17 protein-coding genes and 1 riboswitch are annotated in these 16,833 nt (G+C 73.0%); of the genes, 11 read left to right on the forward strand and 6 right to left on the reverse strand.

Annotated features, from left to right (window positions below):
- Nucleotides 1–70 precede the first annotated feature (70 nt).
- Nucleotides 71–859, forward strand: coding sequence for a carbon-nitrogen hydrolase family protein (locus ACF1A5_RS30620; RefSeq protein ID WP_392196123.1), 789 nt, complete (start codon nt 71–73; stop codon nt 857–859).
- Nucleotides 860–929: 70 nt separating this feature from the next.
- Nucleotides 930–2,642: a flavin monoamine oxidase family protein gene (locus ACF1A5_RS30625; RefSeq protein WP_392196124.1), complete on the forward strand. Its 1,713-nt coding sequence runs from the start codon at nt 930–932 to the stop codon at nt 2,640–2,642.
- A gap of 21 nt (nt 2,643–2,663) precedes the next feature.
- Here the strand turns inward: ACF1A5_RS30625 and ACF1A5_RS30630 are convergent, their stop codons facing one another.
- From ACF1A5_RS30630 to ACF1A5_RS30640, 3 genes are all read right to left on the reverse strand, one after another.
- Nucleotides 2,664–3,593: an LLM class F420-dependent oxidoreductase gene (locus ACF1A5_RS30630; protein ID WP_392196125.1), complete on the reverse strand. Its 930-nt coding sequence runs from the start codon at nt 3,591–3,593 to the stop codon at nt 2,664–2,666.
- A gap of 92 nt (nt 3,594–3,685) precedes the next feature.
- Nucleotides 3,686–4,381: a DUF5995 family protein gene (locus ACF1A5_RS30635; RefSeq protein WP_392196126.1), complete on the reverse strand. Its 696-nt coding sequence runs from the start codon at nt 4,379–4,381 to the stop codon at nt 3,686–3,688.
- 182 nt (nt 4,382–4,563) lie between these two features.
- Nucleotides 4,564–6,000 (reverse strand): uracil-xanthine permease family protein, encoded by a 1,437-nt coding sequence (locus tag ACF1A5_RS30640; RefSeq protein WP_392196127.1) that lies wholly within the window; start codon nt 5,998–6,000, stop codon nt 4,564–4,566.
- A 216-nt stretch (nt 6,001–6,216) separates the two neighbouring features.
- Between ACF1A5_RS30640 and ACF1A5_RS30645 the strand changes: the two genes are divergently transcribed.
- On the forward strand, nt 6,217–6,675 hold the full coding sequence (locus tag ACF1A5_RS30645; protein ID WP_392196128.1) for an acyl-CoA thioesterase: 459 nt from the start codon (nt 6,217–6,219) through the stop codon (nt 6,673–6,675).
- Here the strand turns inward: ACF1A5_RS30645 and ACF1A5_RS30650 are convergent.
- Complete coding sequence (locus ACF1A5_RS30650) at nt 6,635–7,846, reverse strand: MFS transporter (protein WP_392196129.1); 1,212 nt, start codon at nt 7,844–7,846, stop codon at nt 6,635–6,637. The genes ACF1A5_RS30645 and ACF1A5_RS30650 overlap by 41 nt on opposite strands.
- A 136-nt stretch (nt 7,847–7,982) precedes the next feature.
- On the opposite strand from ACF1A5_RS30650, the gene ACF1A5_RS30655 reads away from it, so the two are divergent.
- Nucleotides 7,983–9,563 (forward strand): ROK family transcriptional regulator, encoded by a 1,581-nt coding sequence (locus ACF1A5_RS30655; RefSeq protein ID WP_392196130.1) that lies wholly within the window; start codon nt 7,983–7,985, stop codon nt 9,561–9,563.
- Between the two features lie 122 nt (nt 9,564–9,685).
- Here the strand turns inward: ACF1A5_RS30655 and ACF1A5_RS30660 are convergent, their stop codons facing one another.
- On the reverse strand, nt 9,686–10,459 hold the full coding sequence (locus tag ACF1A5_RS30660; RefSeq protein ID WP_392196131.1) for an SDR family oxidoreductase: 774 nt from the start codon (nt 10,457–10,459) through the stop codon (nt 9,686–9,688).
- A 92-nt stretch (nt 10,460–10,551) separates the two neighbouring features.
- A complete protein-coding gene (locus tag ACF1A5_RS30665) occupies nt 10,552–11,430 on the reverse strand; it encodes an RNA polymerase sigma-70 factor (RefSeq protein ID WP_392196132.1) in 879 nt (292 codons plus the stop codon).
- A gap of 268 nt (nt 11,431–11,698) precedes the next feature.
- Nucleotides 11,699–11,829: riboswitch (FMN riboswitch) on the forward strand.
- Nucleotides 11,830–11,979: 150 nt separating this feature from the next.
- Between ACF1A5_RS30665 and ACF1A5_RS30670 the strand changes: the two genes are divergently transcribed.
- The 7 genes from ACF1A5_RS30670 to ACF1A5_RS30700 are packed head-to-tail and all read left to right on the forward strand — an operon-like array spanning nt 11,980 to nt 16,706.
- A complete protein-coding gene (locus ACF1A5_RS30670; protein ID WP_392196133.1) occupies nt 11,980–12,582 on the forward strand; it encodes a riboflavin synthase in 603 nt (200 codons plus the stop codon).
- Nucleotides 12,579–13,223: a nicotinamide riboside transporter PnuC gene (pnuC, locus tag ACF1A5_RS30675; RefSeq protein ID WP_392196134.1), complete on the forward strand. Its 645-nt coding sequence runs from the start codon at nt 12,579–12,581 to the stop codon at nt 13,221–13,223. Before ACF1A5_RS30670 ends, pnuC begins: the two co-directional genes overlap by 4 nt.
- Complete coding sequence (locus ACF1A5_RS30680) at nt 13,220–14,509, forward strand: bifunctional 3,4-dihydroxy-2-butanone-4-phosphate synthase/GTP cyclohydrolase II (RefSeq protein WP_392196135.1); 1,290 nt, start codon at nt 13,220–13,222, stop codon at nt 14,507–14,509. Before pnuC ends, ACF1A5_RS30680 begins: the two co-directional genes overlap by 4 nt.
- A 22-nt stretch (nt 14,510–14,531) precedes the next feature.
- A complete protein-coding gene (gene ribH, locus ACF1A5_RS30685) occupies nt 14,532–15,017 on the forward strand; it encodes a 6,7-dimethyl-8-ribityllumazine synthase (RefSeq protein WP_392196136.1) in 486 nt (161 codons plus the stop codon).
- Nucleotides 15,018–15,051: 34 nt separating this feature from the next.
- Complete coding sequence (locus tag ACF1A5_RS30690) at nt 15,052–15,324, forward strand: phosphoribosyl-ATP diphosphatase (protein ID WP_028423093.1); 273 nt, start codon at nt 15,052–15,054, stop codon at nt 15,322–15,324.
- Between the two features lie 51 nt (nt 15,325–15,375).
- Nucleotides 15,376–16,224, forward strand: coding sequence for an ATP phosphoribosyltransferase (hisG, locus tag ACF1A5_RS30695; protein ID WP_392196137.1), 849 nt, complete (start codon nt 15,376–15,378; stop codon nt 16,222–16,224).
- Nucleotides 16,225–16,238: 14 nt separating this feature from the next.
- Complete coding sequence (locus ACF1A5_RS30700) at nt 16,239–16,706, forward strand: PH domain-containing protein (RefSeq protein WP_392196138.1); 468 nt, start codon at nt 16,239–16,241, stop codon at nt 16,704–16,706.
- Nucleotides 16,707–16,833 lie beyond the last annotated feature (127 nt).

Genomic DNA, 16,833 nt, shown 5'->3' on the forward strand with positions numbered 1-16,833 from the left:
CGGCCCGAGCCCGCCGACCGTACGGTCTAACCGACCCCCGAACCCCCTCCGTCACCGGTGAGGACCACGCATGCGCACCGCCCTGTTCCAGAGCTCCGGCCGCCCCGGCTCCGTCGCCGAGAACCTCAAGGTCCTCGACGAGGCCGCGGGCCGCGCCGCCGCCGCGGGCGCCGGGCTGCTCGTCGCGCCGGAGATGTTCCTGACCGGGTACGCCATCGGCGACGGCGTCGGCCGCCTTGCCGAGCCCGCCGACGGTGAATCCGCGGACGCGGTCGCGTGGGTCGCCTCCCGGCACGGCCTCGCCGTCGCCTACGGCTACCCGGAGCGCGACGGCGAGGCCGTCTTCAACTCCGCCCAGCTGATCTCCGCCGACGGCACCCGGCTGGCGAACTACCGCAAGACCCACCTCTTCGGCGGCTTCGAGCGCGCCCACTTCGCACCGGGCGACCGGCCGGTCGTCCAGGCCGAGATCGGCGGCCTGACCGTGGGCCTGATGATCTGCTACGACGTGGAGTTCCCCGAGAACGTCCGCGCGCACGCCCTGGCCGGCACCGACCTCCTGCTGGTCCCGACGGCGCAGATGCACCCGTTCCAGTTCGTCGCCGAGTCCGTCGTCCCGGTGCGCGCCTTCGAGAACCAGATGTACGTGGCGTACGTCAACCGGGTCGGCACGGAGGGCGAGTTCGACTTCGTCGGCCTGTCCACCCTCGCCGGACCCGACGGCGTCGCCCGGACCCGCGCGGGCCGCGCCGAGCAGCTCCTCCTCGCCGACGCCGACCCGGCCTTCCTCGCCGCCTCCCGCGAGGCCAACCCGTACCTGAAGGACCGCCTCCCCGGCCTCTACGGCTCGCTGATCTGACCCCGCGGCCCGCCGTCCTTCCCCGACCTCCTCCCCCAGAACACCTTTTCGCGCAAGGAGTCCGTGCCCCATGACGTCCACCGTGCCCAACGCCGTCGAGCACGCCGACGGGCAGCAGCCGCCGATCACCATGTTCGGCCCGGACTTCCCCTACGCCTACGACGACTTCCTCGCCCACCCGGCGGGGCTCGGCCAGGTCCCGGCGACCGAGCACGGCACCGAGGTGGCGGTCGTCGGCGGCGGCCTGTCCGGCATCGTCGCCGCCTACGAGCTGATGAAGATGGGCCTCAAGCCCGTCGTCTACGAGGCCGACCGGATCGGCGGCCGGCTGCGCACCGTCGGCTTCGAGGGCTGCGACCCCTCCCTGACCGCCGAGATGGGCGCCATGCGCTTCCCGCCGTCCTCCACGGCCCTGCAGCACTACATCGACCTGGTCGGGCTTCAGACGCGGCCCTTCCCCAACCCCCTCGCCGAGACGACCCCGTCGACGGTCGTCGACCTCAAGGGCGAGACCCACTACGCCGAGACCATCGAGGACCTGCCGCAGGTCTACCGGGACGTGGCGGCCGCCTGGAACCGGTGCCTGGAGGAGGGCGCGGACTTCTCCGACATGAACCGCGCCATGCGGGAGCGGGACGTCCCGCGCATCCGCGAGATCTGGTCGAAGCTGGTCGAGAAGCTCGACAACCAGACCTTCTACGGCTTCCTCTGCGACTCCGAGGCCTTCACGTCCTTCCGGCACCGCGAGATCTTCGGCCAGGTCGGCTTCGGCACCGGCGGCTGGGACACCGACTTCCCCAACTCCATCCTGGAGATCCTGCGCGTCGTCTACACCGAGGCCGATGACCACCACCGCGGCATCGTGGGCGGTTCCCAGCAGCTGCCGCTCCGGCTGTGGGAGCGCGAGCCGGAGAAGATCGTCCACTGGCCCTACGGCACCTCGCTGAAGTCGCTGCACGTGAACGGCGAGCCCCGCCCGGCCGTGACCCGGCTGCACCGCACCGCGGGCAACCGGATCACCGTGACGGACGCGAACGGCGACGTCCGCACCTACCCGGCGGTGATCTTCACCGCCCAGTCCTGGATGCTGCTGTCGAAGATCGACTGCGACGACTCGCTCTTCCCGATCGACCACTGGACCGCGATCGAGCGGACCCACTACATGGAGTCCAGCAAGCTCTTCGTGCCCGTGGACCGGCCCTTCTGGCTGGACAAGGCCGTCGACGACAGGGGCAATCCGACCGGCCGGGACGTCATGTCGATGACGCTCACCGACCGCATGACCCGCGGCACCTACCTGCTCGACGACGGCCCGGACAAGCCGGCCGTCATCTGCCTCTCCTACACCTGGTGCGACGACAGCCTGAAGTGGCTGCCGCTGTCCGCGAACGAGCGGATGGAGGTCATGCTGAAGTCGCTCGGCGAGATCTACCCGAAGGTCGACATCAGGAAGCACGTCATCGGCAACCCGGTGACCGTCTCCTGGGAGAACGAGCCCTACTTCATGGGCGCGTTCAAGGCCAACCTGCCCGGCCACTACCGCTACCAGCGGCGCCTGTTCACGCACTTCGTGCAGGACCGGCTGCCCGAGGACAAGCGGGGCGTCTTCCTCGCCGGCGACGACATCTCCTGGACGGCGGGCTGGGCCGAGGGAGCCGTCCAGACCGCGCTGAACGCGGTCTGGGGCGTCATGCACCAGTTCGGCGGCGAGACCGACCCGGGCAACCCCGGCCCGGGCGACGTCTACGACGAGATCGCGCCCGTCGAACTTCCCGAGGACTGAGCCCCGTCTCCAGGGGCCGGGTCACACTCCGGCCGCCCGCGCCGTCCGGTGGACCTCCGCGGCGACGTCCTTCAACTCGCCGGCGTCGCGCGCGGAGCTCTGCAGATCGATCAGGATCTCCTCCAGGCCGATCCCGGCGTACGCGACGAGATCCTCGACGATCTGGTCGGTGCTGCCCTGGAAGGGGCGCCGGCCGGGGCCGTCGTAGGGCTTGGCCGTGTGCGCCGCGTTCACCCGGAGGACCGTCCGGATCGGTTCCCGGCGGCCGCGCTCGGCGGCGAGGTCCCGCAACGCCCGCCACTGGGAGGCGACCTGCTCGACGCCCATGCCGATCGGCAGCCAGCCGTCGGCGCGGTCCACGAGCCGGCGCCACGCCCTCGGGGTGCTCGCGGCCAGCAGAATGGGGATCGGCCGGGCGGGCTTGGGGCCGACCGCCGCCGAGTCGATCCGCGTGAGCGGGCCGACGTGCCGCACCGGGTCCGGGCCCCACACGGCGCGGCAGACGTCGATCACCTCGTCCAGCACCCGGCCGCGCTCCTCGATCGGCCGGATTCCCGAGGCCGCGTACTCGTCGCGGGACCAGCCGGTGCCCAGGCCCGCGATCACCCGGCCGCCGCTCGCCGCGTCCAGGGAGGCGAGGGCCCTGGCGAGCTGGAAGGGCATGTGCAGGGGAGCCACCAGCACGCTGCTGCCCAGCCGGACCCGCTCGGTGACCGCGGCGGCGAGGGTCAGCGTGACCAGCGGGTCGGCCACGTGGCGGTAGGACTCCGGCCAGGGGAGGCCCTCGATTCCGTACAGCCCCTGGGTGGCCGGCTCGGGGAACAGGGCCCGCTCGTACACCCACAGGCTGTCGTAGCCGATCCGCTCCGCGGTCCGGGCCACGTCCGGCACGTCCCGGCCGAGGTCGTACTGCCGGTTCTGCGGGAGACCGAGTCCCAGACGGGTCGCCATGACGGTGTGCTCCCTCGCGATCGCCGGTGTCCGGCGGCCAACGTAACCCGGACGCGGGGAGGTTCCGGGCAGAACGCCCGGAAGTGTCCGGATCAGTCCGGCAGTGGCGTGAGCAGCATGCGTCCGGCGAGGCCAACCGCCGCGTCCAGCCGTTCGGTGAACTCCCCGGCCACGTCGGGGAGTCGGCGCAGCGCCCACAGGGCCCGCGCCGCCGACCAGGTGGCCTCCCGGGCCTTCTCCAGACTCCACGCGCCGAGCAGGTGGGTGAGCGGGTCGGCGATCTGGAGCAGGTCGGGGCCCGGCATCAGATCCTCGCGGACGCGCTCCTCCAGGGAGACGAGCAGGTCGCCCACGCGGTCGAACTCGTCCTCCAGGGCGGCCGGTTCGCAGCCGAGCGCGCGGCAGGCGTCGACGACGGCGAGAGCGAGGTCGTGGCCGATGTGCGCGTTGATGCCCGCCAGGGCGAACTGCAGCGGCCGTACGCCCGGATGCCGGCGGAACTGGAACAGCGGACGCCAGCAGGCCGGCGGGCGGCCCTCGCCGTCCGCCGCGTCCACGGCGGCGAGGTACCGCCGCGCGAACCGGACGTCCAGCGTGGCCGCCGCCCGCGCGTCGGCGAACCGCCCCGCGGCCAGGCGCCGCCCGACCTCCTCGGTCACGGCGAGGTAGACGCGGTTGAACACCGCGAGCCCGTCGTGCTCCGGAAGAGCGGCGTCCAGGGCGCGCATCCGGGCGACGACCGCGTCAACGGTGTCCACGTCATGGGTGAGTTGTGCCGATTGCCCCATGGGGGCAGGGTCCCAGTCCCGGCCCGGCCCGGGGGCCGACGGGCCCGGCGCTTCCCCAGATCGGGGGAACGCCGCCGTCACGCCGGCGAGCGAACGCCCGGCCCGGAGGGGAACGGGCCGCGAGGCGGGGGAGCGGCAGCGTACCCGGATCAGGTGCCCGGTCCACGTGCCCCGGGCGGTGGTCAGCGGGTGCGGTGCCCTGCGTCGGTGTCGGCCCCGGTCGTCCCGGTCGCCTCGGCGGCCTCGGCCGTCTCGTCGTAGGAGGACGTGCCCTCGTCCAGCAGCGGTTCCTGCGGCTTGAGGTGGGCCGGAGCGCACACCCGCAGGGCGTGGTAGCCGGTGATGACGACCAGCGTGCCGAGCGCGATGCCGCTGAGCGAGAAGGTGTCGGTGAACTTCATGGTGACGTTGCCGACGCCGATGATGATGCCCGCCGCGGCCGGCACCAGGTTCAGCGGGTTGCGCAGGTCCACCCGGGCGTTGGTCCAGATCTGCGCGCCGAGCAGGCCGATCATGCCGTACAGGATCACGGTGATCCCGCCGAGCACACCGCCGGGGATCGCGGCCACCACCGCGCCGAACTTGGGGCAGACGCCGAACAGCAGCGCGAACGCGGCGGCGGCCCAGTAGGCGGCGGTGGAGTAGACGCGGGTCGCGGCCATCACGCCGATGTTCTCCGAGTACGTGGTGTTGGGCGGCCCGCCGACGGCGGTGGACAGCACCGAGGCGACGCCGTCCGCGGAGATGGCGGTGCCCAGCTTGTCGTCGAGCTTCTCGCCGGTCATCTCGCCGACCGCCTTGACGTGGCCGGCGTTCTCCGCGACCAGGGCGATGACCACGGGCAGCGCCACCAGGACCGCCGACCACTGGAAGGACGGCCCGTGGAAGGAGGGCAGCCCGATCCAGTCGGCCTTGTCGACGCCGGAGAGGTCCAGGCGCCAGTGGTCGGTGAGCTTGCCGCTCGCGTCAACTGAGTGGATCTTGCCCAGGACGCGGTCGAAGACCCAGGAGATGCCGTAGCCGAAGGCCAGGCCGATGAAGATCGCGATCCGGGACCAGAAGCCGCGCAGGCCGACCACGGCCAGCCCGGTGAACAGCATCACCAGCAGGGCCGTCCACTGGTCCTGCGGCCAGTAGGTCGAGGCGGTCACCGGGGCGAGGTTGAAGCCGATCAGCATCACGACCGCGCCGGTGACGATCGGCGGCATCGCGGCATGGATGATCCGCGCCCCGAACCGCTGCACGGCGAGGCCCACCAGGAACAGCGCGACGCCGACGACGAGGACCGCGCCGGTCACGGTCGCGCTCGTGCCGCCCTGCGCCCGGATGACCGCCGCGACGCCGACGAAGGACAGCGAGCAGCCCAGGTAGCTGGGCACCCGGCCGCGGGTGGCGAGCAGGAAGATCACGGTCGCCACGCCGGACATCATGATCGCGAGGTTGGGGTCCAGGCCCATGAGTACGGGGGCGACGAAGGACGCGCCGAACATGGCCACGACGTGCTGGGCGCCGAGTCCGACCGTGCGGGGCCAGGAGAGCCGTTCGTCGGGCCGCACCACCGCTCCGGGTGCGGGCGTCCGCCCGTCACCGTGCAGCTTCCAGCGCACGCCGAGGTCCATGGTGGGGTTTCGCTTTCTCTGTACTGAAGACTGTCCGGTCCATTGTCGGGGGTGCCTGGCGGTCCTCCGCACCCGAGGTCCTCCCCGTGGACCGTGTTCACGGATGTGATCCGCCGCTCCGGCCGGGGAAGGGATCCCGCGCAGGAAGGGCCGCTGAGCGTCCGCTTAGGATGGAGTCGTCCCACCGCTCGACCGCGATGTCCCTGGAGTCCCGCCGTGACCGCCGAAGCCCCGACCGCCCCCGCCCCGTCGTACGGCCGGCTCGTCCCGGTCGCCGTCCACTTCGACGACCTGGACGCCCTCGGACTGCTGCACAACGCCCGCTACCCGCTGATGGTCGAGCGGGCCTGGGCCGAGCTGTGGCGGGAGCACGGCTTCCACTTCGAGGGCGACTGGGTGGCCGCCGGTGACGCCTGCAACGCGGTCAAGGAACTGCGGATCACCTACGAGGCTCCGGTGACCCGGCCCGGCGCGTACGCCGTCCATCTGTGGCTGGAGCGGCTCGGCACGAGCGGGCTGACGTACGGCTTCCGCTTCTGCTCGGCCGACGGCGCGGTGACCTACGCGCACGGCACTCGGGTCCTGGTCCGGCTGGACGCGAAGACCCTGCGGCCCGCGCCGTGGAGCGAGACGTTCAGGGCCGCGGGTCGGGAACTGCTGCGGGCCGCGGACTGACCTTCGGCCGGTCCCGGTCGCCCGCCCGCAGCACCCCGGCGAAGGCCGCGAGCCCGCAGGCCAGCACGGTCACCAGACCGAACGACACCACCAGGCTGGTGGCCTGGGCCAGGCCGCCGATCGCGCTCGGCGCGACCAGCCCGGAGGTGTACGTGATGGTCGCCACACCGGCGATCGCCTGGCTGGGATTCGGCCCGCTGCGGCCCGCCGCCGCGAAGCACAGCGGCACGACCACCGCGATGCCGAGCCCCATCAGCGCGAACCCGGTCATCGCCACCGCCGGACGGCCACCGGCGACGATCAGCAGGCCGCCGAGGACGGCCAGCGCACCGCTCGCCCGCACCGTGCGCACCGAGCCGAAGCGGTCCACCACCCGGTCGCCGGCGATCCGGGCGACGGCCATGGTCAGCGTGAAGCCCGTCGTGCACGCCGCCGCGAGAGCGGCGGAGGTCCCCAGGCGGTCCCGCAGATACACCGCCGACCAGTCCAGGCTGGCGCCCTCCGCGAACACCGCGCAGAACCCGATCGCCCCGATCAGCAGGGCCGACCTCGGCGGCAGCGCGAACCGCGGCGGCGGCTCCTCGTCCTCGGCCGGCTGCAGGTCGAGCACCCAGGCGCAGGCTCCCACGCCCACCACGGTCAGCACGGCGGCCGCCAGGACGTGGTGCAGCCGGGCGTCCGCGCCGAGGTGCGCGGCCAGCGTGCCGGCCGCGGAGCCGATCAGCGCGCCCGCGCTCCACATGCCGTGCAGCCCGGACATGATCGACCGGCCGAGCCGGTTCTCGACCTCCACGCCGAGGGCGTTCATCGCGACGTCCGCCATGCCCGCCGTGCCGCCGTAGACGAACAGGGCCAGGCACAGCGTGAGGAGGTTCGGGGCGAGGGACGGCAGGACCAGGGCGAGTGTCCACAGGGCGATCAGCCCGCGCAGGGCGTTGCGGGCGCCGAAGCGGTGGCTGATCCCGCCCGCGAGCGGCATCGCGAGCGACGCGCCGAGCGCGGGGAACGCCAGCGCGAGGCCCAGCTGGCCCGCGCCGACCCCGGCGTGGTCCTGGATCCACGGCACTCGGGTGGCGAACGAACCGGTGACGGCACCGTGCACGGCGAAGACGGCCGCCACGGCGTACCGGGCGCGCCTGACCTGGCGTCGTTCGCAGACCACTGCGCTCATTCTCGGGCCCCTCCCCGGCTGGCTGTCTCCCCCACTGGCGCCGTAAACTATCAGGAACCCTGCCTGATAGAAAAGGGGGCTCACGGCCGTCCGTCCGCACGCGGCGCGGCCCCGCAGATCTGGGAGGATTCCCGGCATGCCCGCATCCCCGAGCACCGCCCGGGCCATCAACGACCGGCTCGCCCTGCGGCTGATGCAGCGGGAAGGACCGTTGACGGCAGGGCAGTTGAAGCAGCTCACCGGCCTGTCCCGGCCGACGGTCGCCGACCTCGTCGAACGCCTCACGGCCTCCGGCCTGGTCACCGTCGTCGGCGAGTCGGGAGCACAGCGGCGGGGCCCGAACGCCCGGCTGTACGGGATCGTCGCCGACCGCGCCCATCTGGCCGCGCTGGACGTCCGCACCGAGAGCGTCTCCGTGACCGTGTCCGACCTGCTCGGCCGGGTGCTCGCCGAGGCGTCCGTACCGATCGGCGGGGACACGGGCACCGGTGCCGCGGTGCAGCGGGCGGTGGCCCTGGTGGAGCGTACGGCCGCGGAGGCCGGTGTGGCGGGCGTGCCGCCGGGGGAGGGTCCGGGGCGGGGGAGCCTGCACACGGTCGGCATCGGCGCGCCGGGACTGATCGACCCGGTGTCCGGCGAACTCCGGGACTCCACCGGTCTGCCCGAATGGCACCGCCGACTGGTGGCCGCCCTGCAGGAGAGGCTTCCGCGGGCCCGCGTCATCGTCGAGAACGAGACCAACCTCGCCGCCGTGGCCGAGCAGCGCGAAGGGGCCGCCCGGGACCGGGACACCTTCGTCCTGCTGTGGCTCGGCCACGGCACGGGCGCGGCCGTCGTCCTGGACGGCGCGCTGCGCCGCGGCGCCTCCGGCGGCACCGGCGAGATCGGCTTCCTCCCGGTACCGGGCACGGCCGCGCTGCCGTCCGCGACGGACTGCGCGGGCGGCTTCCACTCGCTGGCGGGCTCGGCGGCGGTCGTGGAACTGGCGGCGAGGTTCGGCCTGGTGGCGGAGCCCGGGCCGGCCCAGCCCGGCCGGAGGCGCAAGTCCGGGCTGACGGAGCCGCGGGCGCTGGGACCCGTGGGGACGGAGCCGGGGCCGCTGGGACCCGTGGGGACGGAGCCGGGGGCGCTGGGGCCCGGACGGGCGGAGTCCGCGCTGACGGAGCCGGGGGTGACCGTGCCCGGGCAGACCGAGCCCGAACCTGCGGAGTCTCGAAGGACGGGGGAGTCCGGCCTCGACAGGGCCGGGGGCGGGCCGGTCGCCGTCACCGGGGCCGGCGGGGACGGGGCCGAAGCAGTGTCCCCAGCCCGAGCGCGGACCGGAGCCGAAGGCGGAGCCGCCTCCGGCGTCGGGCCGGAGCCGGTCGCCGCGGAGGTGGTGCGCGGGGCGGTCGCGGCGGTCGCGTCGGACCCCGGCGACCTGGACCCGGCGGCCCGCGCCGACCGCTTTCTCGACGCGCTCGCCGACCGGCTGGCGGTCGGGGCCGCGTCGGTCGTGGCCCTGCTGGACCCCGGATGCGTGGTCCTGGGCGGTGAGGTGGGGCAGGCCGGCGGAGAGGTGCTCGCCGCGCGCGTGGCCCAACGGCTGCGCCGGATGTCCCCCCTGCCGACCGAGGTGCGGCCCGCCGTCCTGGGCGGAGGAGCCGTACTGCGCGGGGCCCTGCTGACCGCCCGGGACCACGCCCAGGACGAACTCTTCACCCCGCCGGACCGCTGACGCCGGACACGGCCCGCCACGGCGCGGCCCACCCGCGGGCGGCCGTCACCCCACCGCGCGCGGGCGGCCGGTCCGGTGAGTCACGTGCGGGCCGCCGTAAGGTCACCACCGGCCGGGGCCCGTCACCCCGCCAAGCCCCGTTCAGGCCCCGCCCCCGCCCCGAAGCGCTCCGCGAGGTGCTCCTCGAACGTGCGCTTGCCGACCGCGTTGCCCGGGGTCAGGTGGCCGCCGCCGCGGAAGCCCCGGTACGTGCGGCCCGGCAGCGGCACGTTCAGGACCGGGCGCCGCCGCCCCGCGGCCTTCAGGTACGCCCGGGCCAGCGACTCGAAGGAGCGCACCTCGGGGCCGCCCACATCCGCCACCCGCCCCGCGGGCGCCCCCACCGCCAGCTCGGCCAACCGTTCCGCGACCTCCGCCGCCTCGACCGGCTGGTCGCGCACCCCGGCCGGAAGCAGCATGACCGGCGGCTTGGCCAGCACCCCGAACAGCGTCACCAGCAGATCGTGGAACTGGGTGGCGCGCAGCACCGTCCAGCCCAGCCCCGACTCCTCGATCAGCTTCTCCACGGCGAGCTTGGAGCGGTAGTAGCCGTACGGCACCCGGTCGACGCCCACGATGGAGATGTAGACCAGATGCCCCACCCCCGCCTTCCGCGCCGCCGCGATCAGATGCCCGGCCGCCTCCTCGTCACCGCCGCGGGGGGAGCTCGCGCAGTGCACGACCGTGTCCACGCCCGCGACTGCCGTGTCCAGAGCGGGCCCGCCCGCGCGCAGATCGACGGCGTACGGCGGGGTGTGCCGGCTGAGCACCCGCACCTCGTGCCCGTCCGCGCGCAGCCGCTCGACGACGAGCCGGCCGAGCGTGCCGGTGCCGCCGGTCACCAGGATCGTGGTCATTCTGTTCCTTCCCTTCGCGTGCCGGCGCCCCCGGACGGAGCGCCCGCCGCCCACTGAGACCGGGCAGCCCCGCGCCGTGTGACAGCCCGCCGTCAGCGCGCCAGCTGACGTCGTACGAAGTCCAGCTTGTCCGGGTTCACCACGGCCCGCACCTGCGCGACGAGCCCGTCCCGCAGTGTGAAGGAGACGACCCCGGCCAAGGTGTCACCCGCCCACGCCGCGAGTCCCGGCGCGCCGTTGACCTCGGCCACCGTGAAGTCCAGCCCCGCCGCGAACCGCCCGCCGCCGCCGGTCAGCAGGCGTACGACCTTCTCGCGCCCCTCTATCGGCCGCCGCGCCGCGGACACCCTGCCGCCGCCGTCGCCCCACCAGGTCACGTCGGCAGCGAGCAGCTTCTCCAGACCAGCCAGGTCACCGCCGCGGGCCGCCGCGAGGAACGAGGCGAGCAGTTCCTCCTGCCGCTCGGGAGCGGGCTGGAAGCGGGCACCCGGATCGCCCACCCGCCGCACCGCCCGCCGGTACAGCTGACGGCAGTTGGCCTCGGCCAGCCCCAGCACCCCGGCGATCTCCCCGTGCGGGTAGGCGAACGCCTCCCGGAGCACGTACACCGCCCGCTCGGCCGGGGTGAGCCGCTCCAGCAGCACCAGCACAGCCATGGACACCGCGTCGCGCTGCTCGGCCGACTCCAGGGGGCCGAGCGTGCCGTCGGAGGTGAGCACGGGCTCCGGCAGCCAGGGCCCGACGTAGCGCTCGCGCCGGGCCCTGGCCGAAGTCAGCCGGTTCAGGCAGAGGTTGGTGACGACCTCGGCGAGCCAGGCCGCCGGGTGCTCCACGGCCGGGCGGTCGGCGCCGAGGTAGCGCAGGTACGCGTCCTGGACCGTGTCCTCGGCCTCGTGGGCGGAGCCGAGCATCCGGTAGGCCAGGCCGAACAGGCGCGGCCGGTGCTGCTCGAACTCCTCGGCGCTCGTCATGAGTTCACCCTGCCAGACGGGTCGGGCCAGGACGGGACCCGGCTGGTCCGTACCTGTTGACCGCCCTGGTCTAGTCCTCTTAGGGTCGAGTCCGGCCGGCCCGTGTGCGGGCGCCCGCGCAGACAGGTCCGGCGGCGGTGACGACGGCCCTTGCCCGCCGCCGGGCCGCCGGCCCGCGTGGGGCGGACGCCACGGTCTGTGAGGCACTGCACACCGATCGTCTGTCGGGACCTCGATCAGGCGTGGCACACTGGCCCTGTACCAGTAGCAGCGCACTCCGGGGTCGGTGAAAGTCCGAACCGGCGGTTACAGTCCGCGACCCGGTCGCTTCCAGCGGCCGGTTGACCAGGTGAAATTCCTGGACCGACGGTTAAAGTCCGGATGGGAGGCAGTGCGCGGCGAGCGAGCACACACGTGCGAGCCGCCGACTACGGGCTCGCCCTCACGGGCGGATCCCGTCCGGCGTCGTACCCGGTGTCCTCGCTCGTACCTTCTGTCGTCATCGACAGCCCCGGAGTCCGTGCCCGAAGAGGCAGGAGGACCCGGGAAGTGTTCACCGGAATCGTCGAAGAGCTGGGCGAAGTCACCGCCGTGGAGGACCTCGGCGACGCCGCCCGCTTCCGGCTCCGCGGCCCGGTCGTGACCGACGGCGCGCGGCACGGCGACTCCATCGCCGTGAACGGGGTCTGTCTCACCGTCGTCGAGCACGAGGGCGAGGAGTTCACCGCCGACGTCATGGCGGAGACCCTGAAGCGTTCCAGCCTGGGCGTCCTGGCCGTCGGCTCCCGCGTCAACCTCGAACGCCCCACCGCCGTCGGCGCGCGCCTCGGCGGGCACATCGTGCAGGGACACGTCGACGGCACCGGCACGATCCTGGACCGAACCCCCTCCGAGCACTGGGAGATCGTCAGGATCTCACTCCCCGCGGAACTCGCGCGCTACGTCGTCGAGAAGGGCTCCATCACCGTCGACGGCATCAGCCTCACCGTCGTCGAGGCCGGCCCCGACTACTTCACCGTGAGCCTCATCCCCACCACCCTCGCCCTGACCACCCTCGGCCTCAAGCAGAGCGGCGACCCGGTCAACCTCGAGGTGGACGTCGTCGCCAAGTACGTCGAGCGGCTGCTCGCCCATCCGGGGGCCACCAAGTGAACTGGCTCAACTCGGAGGCCTTCACCCTCCTCGGCCAGCACATCAAGTGGTCGGACATGATCGGCAACGTCATCGGCCTGATCGCCCTTGCGTTCGGCTGGCGGCGCTCCCTGTGGAGCTGGCCCACCCAGTTCCTCTCCGGTCTCGTCCTCTTCGCCGCCTTCGCCACCGCCCACCTCTCGGGCAGCGCGGGCAAGCAGATCGTCGTCATGGCGGTCGCGGTCTACGGCTGGTGGCAGTGGAACCGCGGCAAGGACCGGGCGGCGGACGGCCACATCGCCGTACGGTTCGCCACCTGGCGGGAGCGGGCCGCCCTGCTCGGCGCCGCGGCCGTCGGCACGGTCGCGGTCGCGAGCCTGTTCCAGGCGTACCCGTCGCTGTCCTGGGACCCCTGGCCGGACGCGTACATCTTCGTCGGCACCGTCGTCGCCATGTACGCCCAGGCACGCGGCATGGTCGAGTTCTGGTTCGCCTGGCTGCTCGTCGACGTCGTCGGCGTCCCGCTGAACTTCACCAACGGCTTCGCCTTCTCCGGCTTCGTCTACGTCATCTACGGCGCACTCGTCCTGTGGGGCATGCGCGACTGGTGGCTGCGCTCCCGCAGGGAAGCGCGGCCCGTCCTGGAAGGAGCGCCGGCATGACCGCGGCACCGATCCTGTACAGCACGGACGGCATGGAGGACTTCGCGCTCGACCCGATCGAGCAGGCCGTCGCGGACATCGCGGCCGGCCGCCCGGTCGTGGTCGTCGACGACGAGGACCGCGAGAACGAGGGCGACCTCGTCATCGCCGCCGAGAAGGCGACCGAGGAGATCGTCGCCTTCATGATGAGCGAGTGCCGCGGCCTGATCTGCGCCCCGATGGAGGGCCCGGAGCTCGACCGGCTGAAGCTGCCGCAGATGGTCGACGACAACACCGAGTCGATGAAGACCGCCTTCACCGTCTCCGTCGACGCCTCCGCCGCGCACGGCGTCACCACCGGCATCTCCGCCTCCGACCGCGCCACCACGCTCCAGCTGCTGGCCAGCGGCACGGCCGAGCCCACCGACCTCGTCCGCCCGGGCCACGTCTTCCCGCTGCGCGCCAGGCCCGGCGGCGTCCTGGTCCGCAACGGCCACACCGAGGCCGCCGTCGACCTGGCCCGGCTCGCCGGACTGCGCCCCGCCGGCGCGATCGTGGAGATCGCCGGCGAGGACGGCCGGATGCTGCGCCTGCCCGAGCTGATCCCCTTCGCCCGCAAGCACGGCCTGACGATCATCTCCATCGAGGACCTGATCGCCTACCGCCGCTCCAGCGAGCCCACCGTCCGCCGCGAGGCCGAGGTCCACCTGCCCACCGCCCACGGCACCTTCACGGCCCACGGCTACCGGTCCACGGTCGACGGCGTCGAGCACGTCGCCCTGGTGCACGGCGAGATCGGCGACGGCGAGGACGTCCTGGTCCGGATCCACTCCGAGTGCCTCACCGGCGACGTCTTCGGCTCCCAGCGCTGCGACTGCGGCCCCCAGCTCGACGCCTCCCTGGAGCGCATCCAGAGCGAGGGCCGGGGAGTGGTGGTCTACCTGCGCGGCCACGAGGGGCGCGGCATCGGCCTGATGTCCAAGCTGCGCGCCTACGAGCTCCAGGAGCGCGGCCGGGACACCCTCGACGCCAACCTGGAACTCGGCCTGCCCGCCGACGCCCGCGACTACGGCGCCGGCGCGCAGATCCTGCAGGACCTCGGGGTGCGCAGCGTCCGCCTGATGACCAACAACCCCGACAAGAGCGACGCTCTCGTCCGCCACGGCCTGCAGGTCACCGGACGCGAGCCGATGCCCGTCCAGGTGGGCGAGCACAACCTCCGTTACCTGCGCACCAAGCGGGACCGGATGGGGCACGACCTGCCCTGGCTGGACACGACGGCCGTGTCCAGCTGCGGCAACCAGTAAGCAGAGAGCACCGAGGAGACACGTGAGCGGCAAGGGCGCACCGGAACTGTCCGTACGGAACGTCGGGGACCTCAGGGTCGCCGTCGTCGCGGCGCAGTGGCACGAGAAGGTGATGGACGGGCTGGTGGACGGCGCGCTGCGCGCCCTGCGCGAGCTGGGGATCGACGAGCCGACCCTGCTCAGGGTGCCCGGCAGCTTCGAGCTGCCGGTGGTCGCCAAGGTCCTCGCGGGCCGCGGCTACGACGCGATCGTCGCCCTCGGCGTCGTCATCCGCGGTGGCACGCCCCACTTCGACTACGTGTGCCAGGGCGTCACCCAGGGCCTGACCCAGGTGTCGGTGGAGACCGGCGTCCCCGTCGGCTTCGGCGTGCTCACCTGCGACACCGAGGAGCAGGCCCTGGACCGGGCCGGGATCGAGGGCTCCCGCGAGGACAAGGGTCACGAGGCGGTGACGGCGGCGGTGGCGACGGCCGCCACGCTGCGTTCGGTATCCGAACCCTGGCGCTGAGGAGTCGCCCGGACCGCGTAGGGTGGGGACCACCATGTCCAAGAAGACGTTCGAGGAGCTCTTCACCGAGCTCCAGCACAAGGCCGCACACGGCGACCCCGCCTCCTCCCGCACCGCCGAACTGGTCGGCAAGGGGGTCCATGCCATCGGCAAGAAGGTCGTCGAAGAGGCCGCGGAGGTCTGGATGGCCGCCGAGTACGAGGGCAAGGAGGCGGCCGCCGAGGAGATCTCGCAGCTCCTCTACCACGTCCAGGTCATGATGGTCGCCCGGGGCATCTCCCTGGACGACGTCTACGCCCACCTCTGAGCACCACCCCGCACACCGCCGTACGCACACCACGCAAAGGAAGCCGACCTCATGCTGCGCATCGCCGTGCCCAACAAGGGTTCACTCTCCGGCCCTGCGGCGGAGATGCTCCATGAGGCCGGCTACCAGCAGCGCCGCGAGTCCAAGGAACTGCGCATCGTCGACCCGGGCAACGAGGTGGAGTTCTTCTACCTCCGCCCCCGCGACATCGCGATCTACGTCTCCTCAGGCCGCCTCGACATCGGCATCACCGGTCGTGACCTGCTGATCGACTCCGGCGCCAACGCCGAGGAGATCCTGCCCCTCGGCTTCGCCCGCTCGACGTTCCGCTACGCCTCCAAGCCCGGCACGGCCGACGCGGTGACGGACCTCAACGGCAAGACGGTCGCCACCTCCTACGAGGGCATCGTCGCCAAGCACCTCGCCGACAGCGGCATCGACGCCTCCGTCGTCCACCTCGACGGCGCCGTCGAGACCGCCATCGAGCTCGGCGTCGCCGAGGTCATCGCGGACGTCGTGGAGACGGGCACCTCGCTGCGCAACGCGGGCCTGGAGGTCTTCGGCGAGCCGATCATGAAGTCCGAGGCGATCGTCGTCCGCCGCACCGGCGCGGACGCCGGGGAGCCCAAGGTCCAGCAGTTCCTGCGCCGCCTCCAGGGTGTCCTGGTGGCCCGGACCTACGTGATGATGGACTACGACTGCCGGGTCGAGCAGCTGGAGAAGGCCGTCGCGCTGACCCCCGGCCTGGAGTCCCCGACCGTCTCCCCGCTGCACAACGAGGGCTGGGTCGCCGTGCGCGCCATGGTCCCGGCCAAGGAGGCCCAGCGGATCATGGACGACCTGTACGCGATCGGTGCCCGGGCCATCCTGACCACGGCGATCCACGCCTGCCGCCTCTGAGGGGGCACACAGAGATGTCCGACCTGCCCGCACTCCCGGTCACCTTCCGGCCGGGCCGCACCCGCGCCGTGCTGCTCACCGCAGCGGTCGCGATCTTCGCGGTCATCACGACCGTCGCGCTGCTGCTGGAGCGGCTCGGCCCCGGCGAGCGCCTCAGCTTCGTCCTCACCGGCGCGCTCCTGTCCGGCGTGCTGCTGATGCTCGCCCGGCCGAAGGTGGTCGCCGACGAGACCGGCGTCACCGTCGTCAACATCGTCTCCCGGCGGCACCTGGACTGGGCGGAGATCCTTCAGGTGAACCTGCGCCAGGGCGACCCCTGGGTCTTCCTCAACCTCAGCGACGGCACCAGCCTGCCCGCGCTCGGCATCCAGCCGGGCATCGCCAGGCAGCGCGCCGTCGCCGACGCGCGGACCCTGCGCGCACTGGTCGAGGCGCGTTCCCTCCAGGATCCCGAGCACTCCTCCGGGGACGCTCAGGGCTGACCCGGTGACGTCGCCCCTGCCGCATCGGCCGGGGTCTTGATTAATCTGGTGACGGAGGCGTTTTTCGCTGTGCCTCCGCCCCTGTGCTCCGACCGGCGCCAGGGGTTCCTGCTACCCGAGGAGTGAC

The organism is Streptomyces sp. NPDC014864 (assembly GCF_043081525.1).
Classification (GTDB): domain Bacteria; phylum Actinomycetota; class Actinomycetes; order Streptomycetales; family Streptomycetaceae; genus Streptomyces.

What these genes read in the sequence shown, in the direction of transcription:
- ACF1A5_RS30700 (WP_392196138.1), top strand. Translation starts at nt 16,239, where the DNA reads ATGTCCGACCTGCCCGCACTCCCGGTCACCTTCCGGCCGGGCCGCACC.
- ACF1A5_RS30660 (WP_392196131.1), bottom strand. Translation starts at nt 10,459, where the DNA reads ATGACCACGATCCTGGTGACCGGCGGCACCGGCACGCTCGGCCGGCTC.
- ACF1A5_RS30690 (WP_028423093.1), top strand. Translation starts at nt 15,052, where the DNA reads ATGTCCAAGAAGACGTTCGAGGAGCTCTTCACCGAGCTCCAGCACAAG.
- ACF1A5_RS30625 (WP_392196124.1), top strand. Translation starts at nt 930, where the DNA reads ATGACGTCCACCGTGCCCAACGCCGTCGAGCACGCCGACGGGCAGCAG.
- ACF1A5_RS30630 (WP_392196125.1), bottom strand. Translation starts at nt 3,593, where the DNA reads ATGGCGACCCGTCTGGGACTCGGTCTCCCGCAGAACCGGCAGTACGAC.
- ACF1A5_RS30650 (WP_392196129.1), bottom strand. Translation starts at nt 7,846, where the DNA reads ATGAGCGCAGTGGTCTGCGAACGACGCCAGGTCAGGCGCGCCCGGTAC.
- ACF1A5_RS30635 (WP_392196126.1), bottom strand. Translation starts at nt 4,381, where the DNA reads ATGGGGCAATCGGCACAACTCACCCATGACGTGGACACCGTTGACGCG.
- ACF1A5_RS30640 (WP_392196127.1), bottom strand. Translation starts at nt 6,000, where the DNA reads ATGGACCTCGGCGTGCGCTGGAAGCTGCACGGTGACGGGCGGACGCCC.
- ACF1A5_RS30680 (WP_392196135.1), top strand. Translation starts at nt 13,220, where the DNA reads ATGACCGCGGCACCGATCCTGTACAGCACGGACGGCATGGAGGACTTC.
- hisG (WP_392196137.1), top strand. Translation starts at nt 15,376, where the DNA reads ATGCTGCGCATCGCCGTGCCCAACAAGGGTTCACTCTCCGGCCCTGCG.
- ACF1A5_RS30665 (WP_392196132.1), bottom strand. Translation starts at nt 11,430, where the DNA reads ATGACGAGCGCCGAGGAGTTCGAGCAGCACCGGCCGCGCCTGTTCGGC.
- ACF1A5_RS30655 (WP_392196130.1), top strand. Translation starts at nt 7,983, where the DNA reads ATGCCCGCATCCCCGAGCACCGCCCGGGCCATCAACGACCGGCTCGCC.
- ACF1A5_RS30620 (WP_392196123.1), top strand. Translation starts at nt 71, where the DNA reads ATGCGCACCGCCCTGTTCCAGAGCTCCGGCCGCCCCGGCTCCGTCGCC.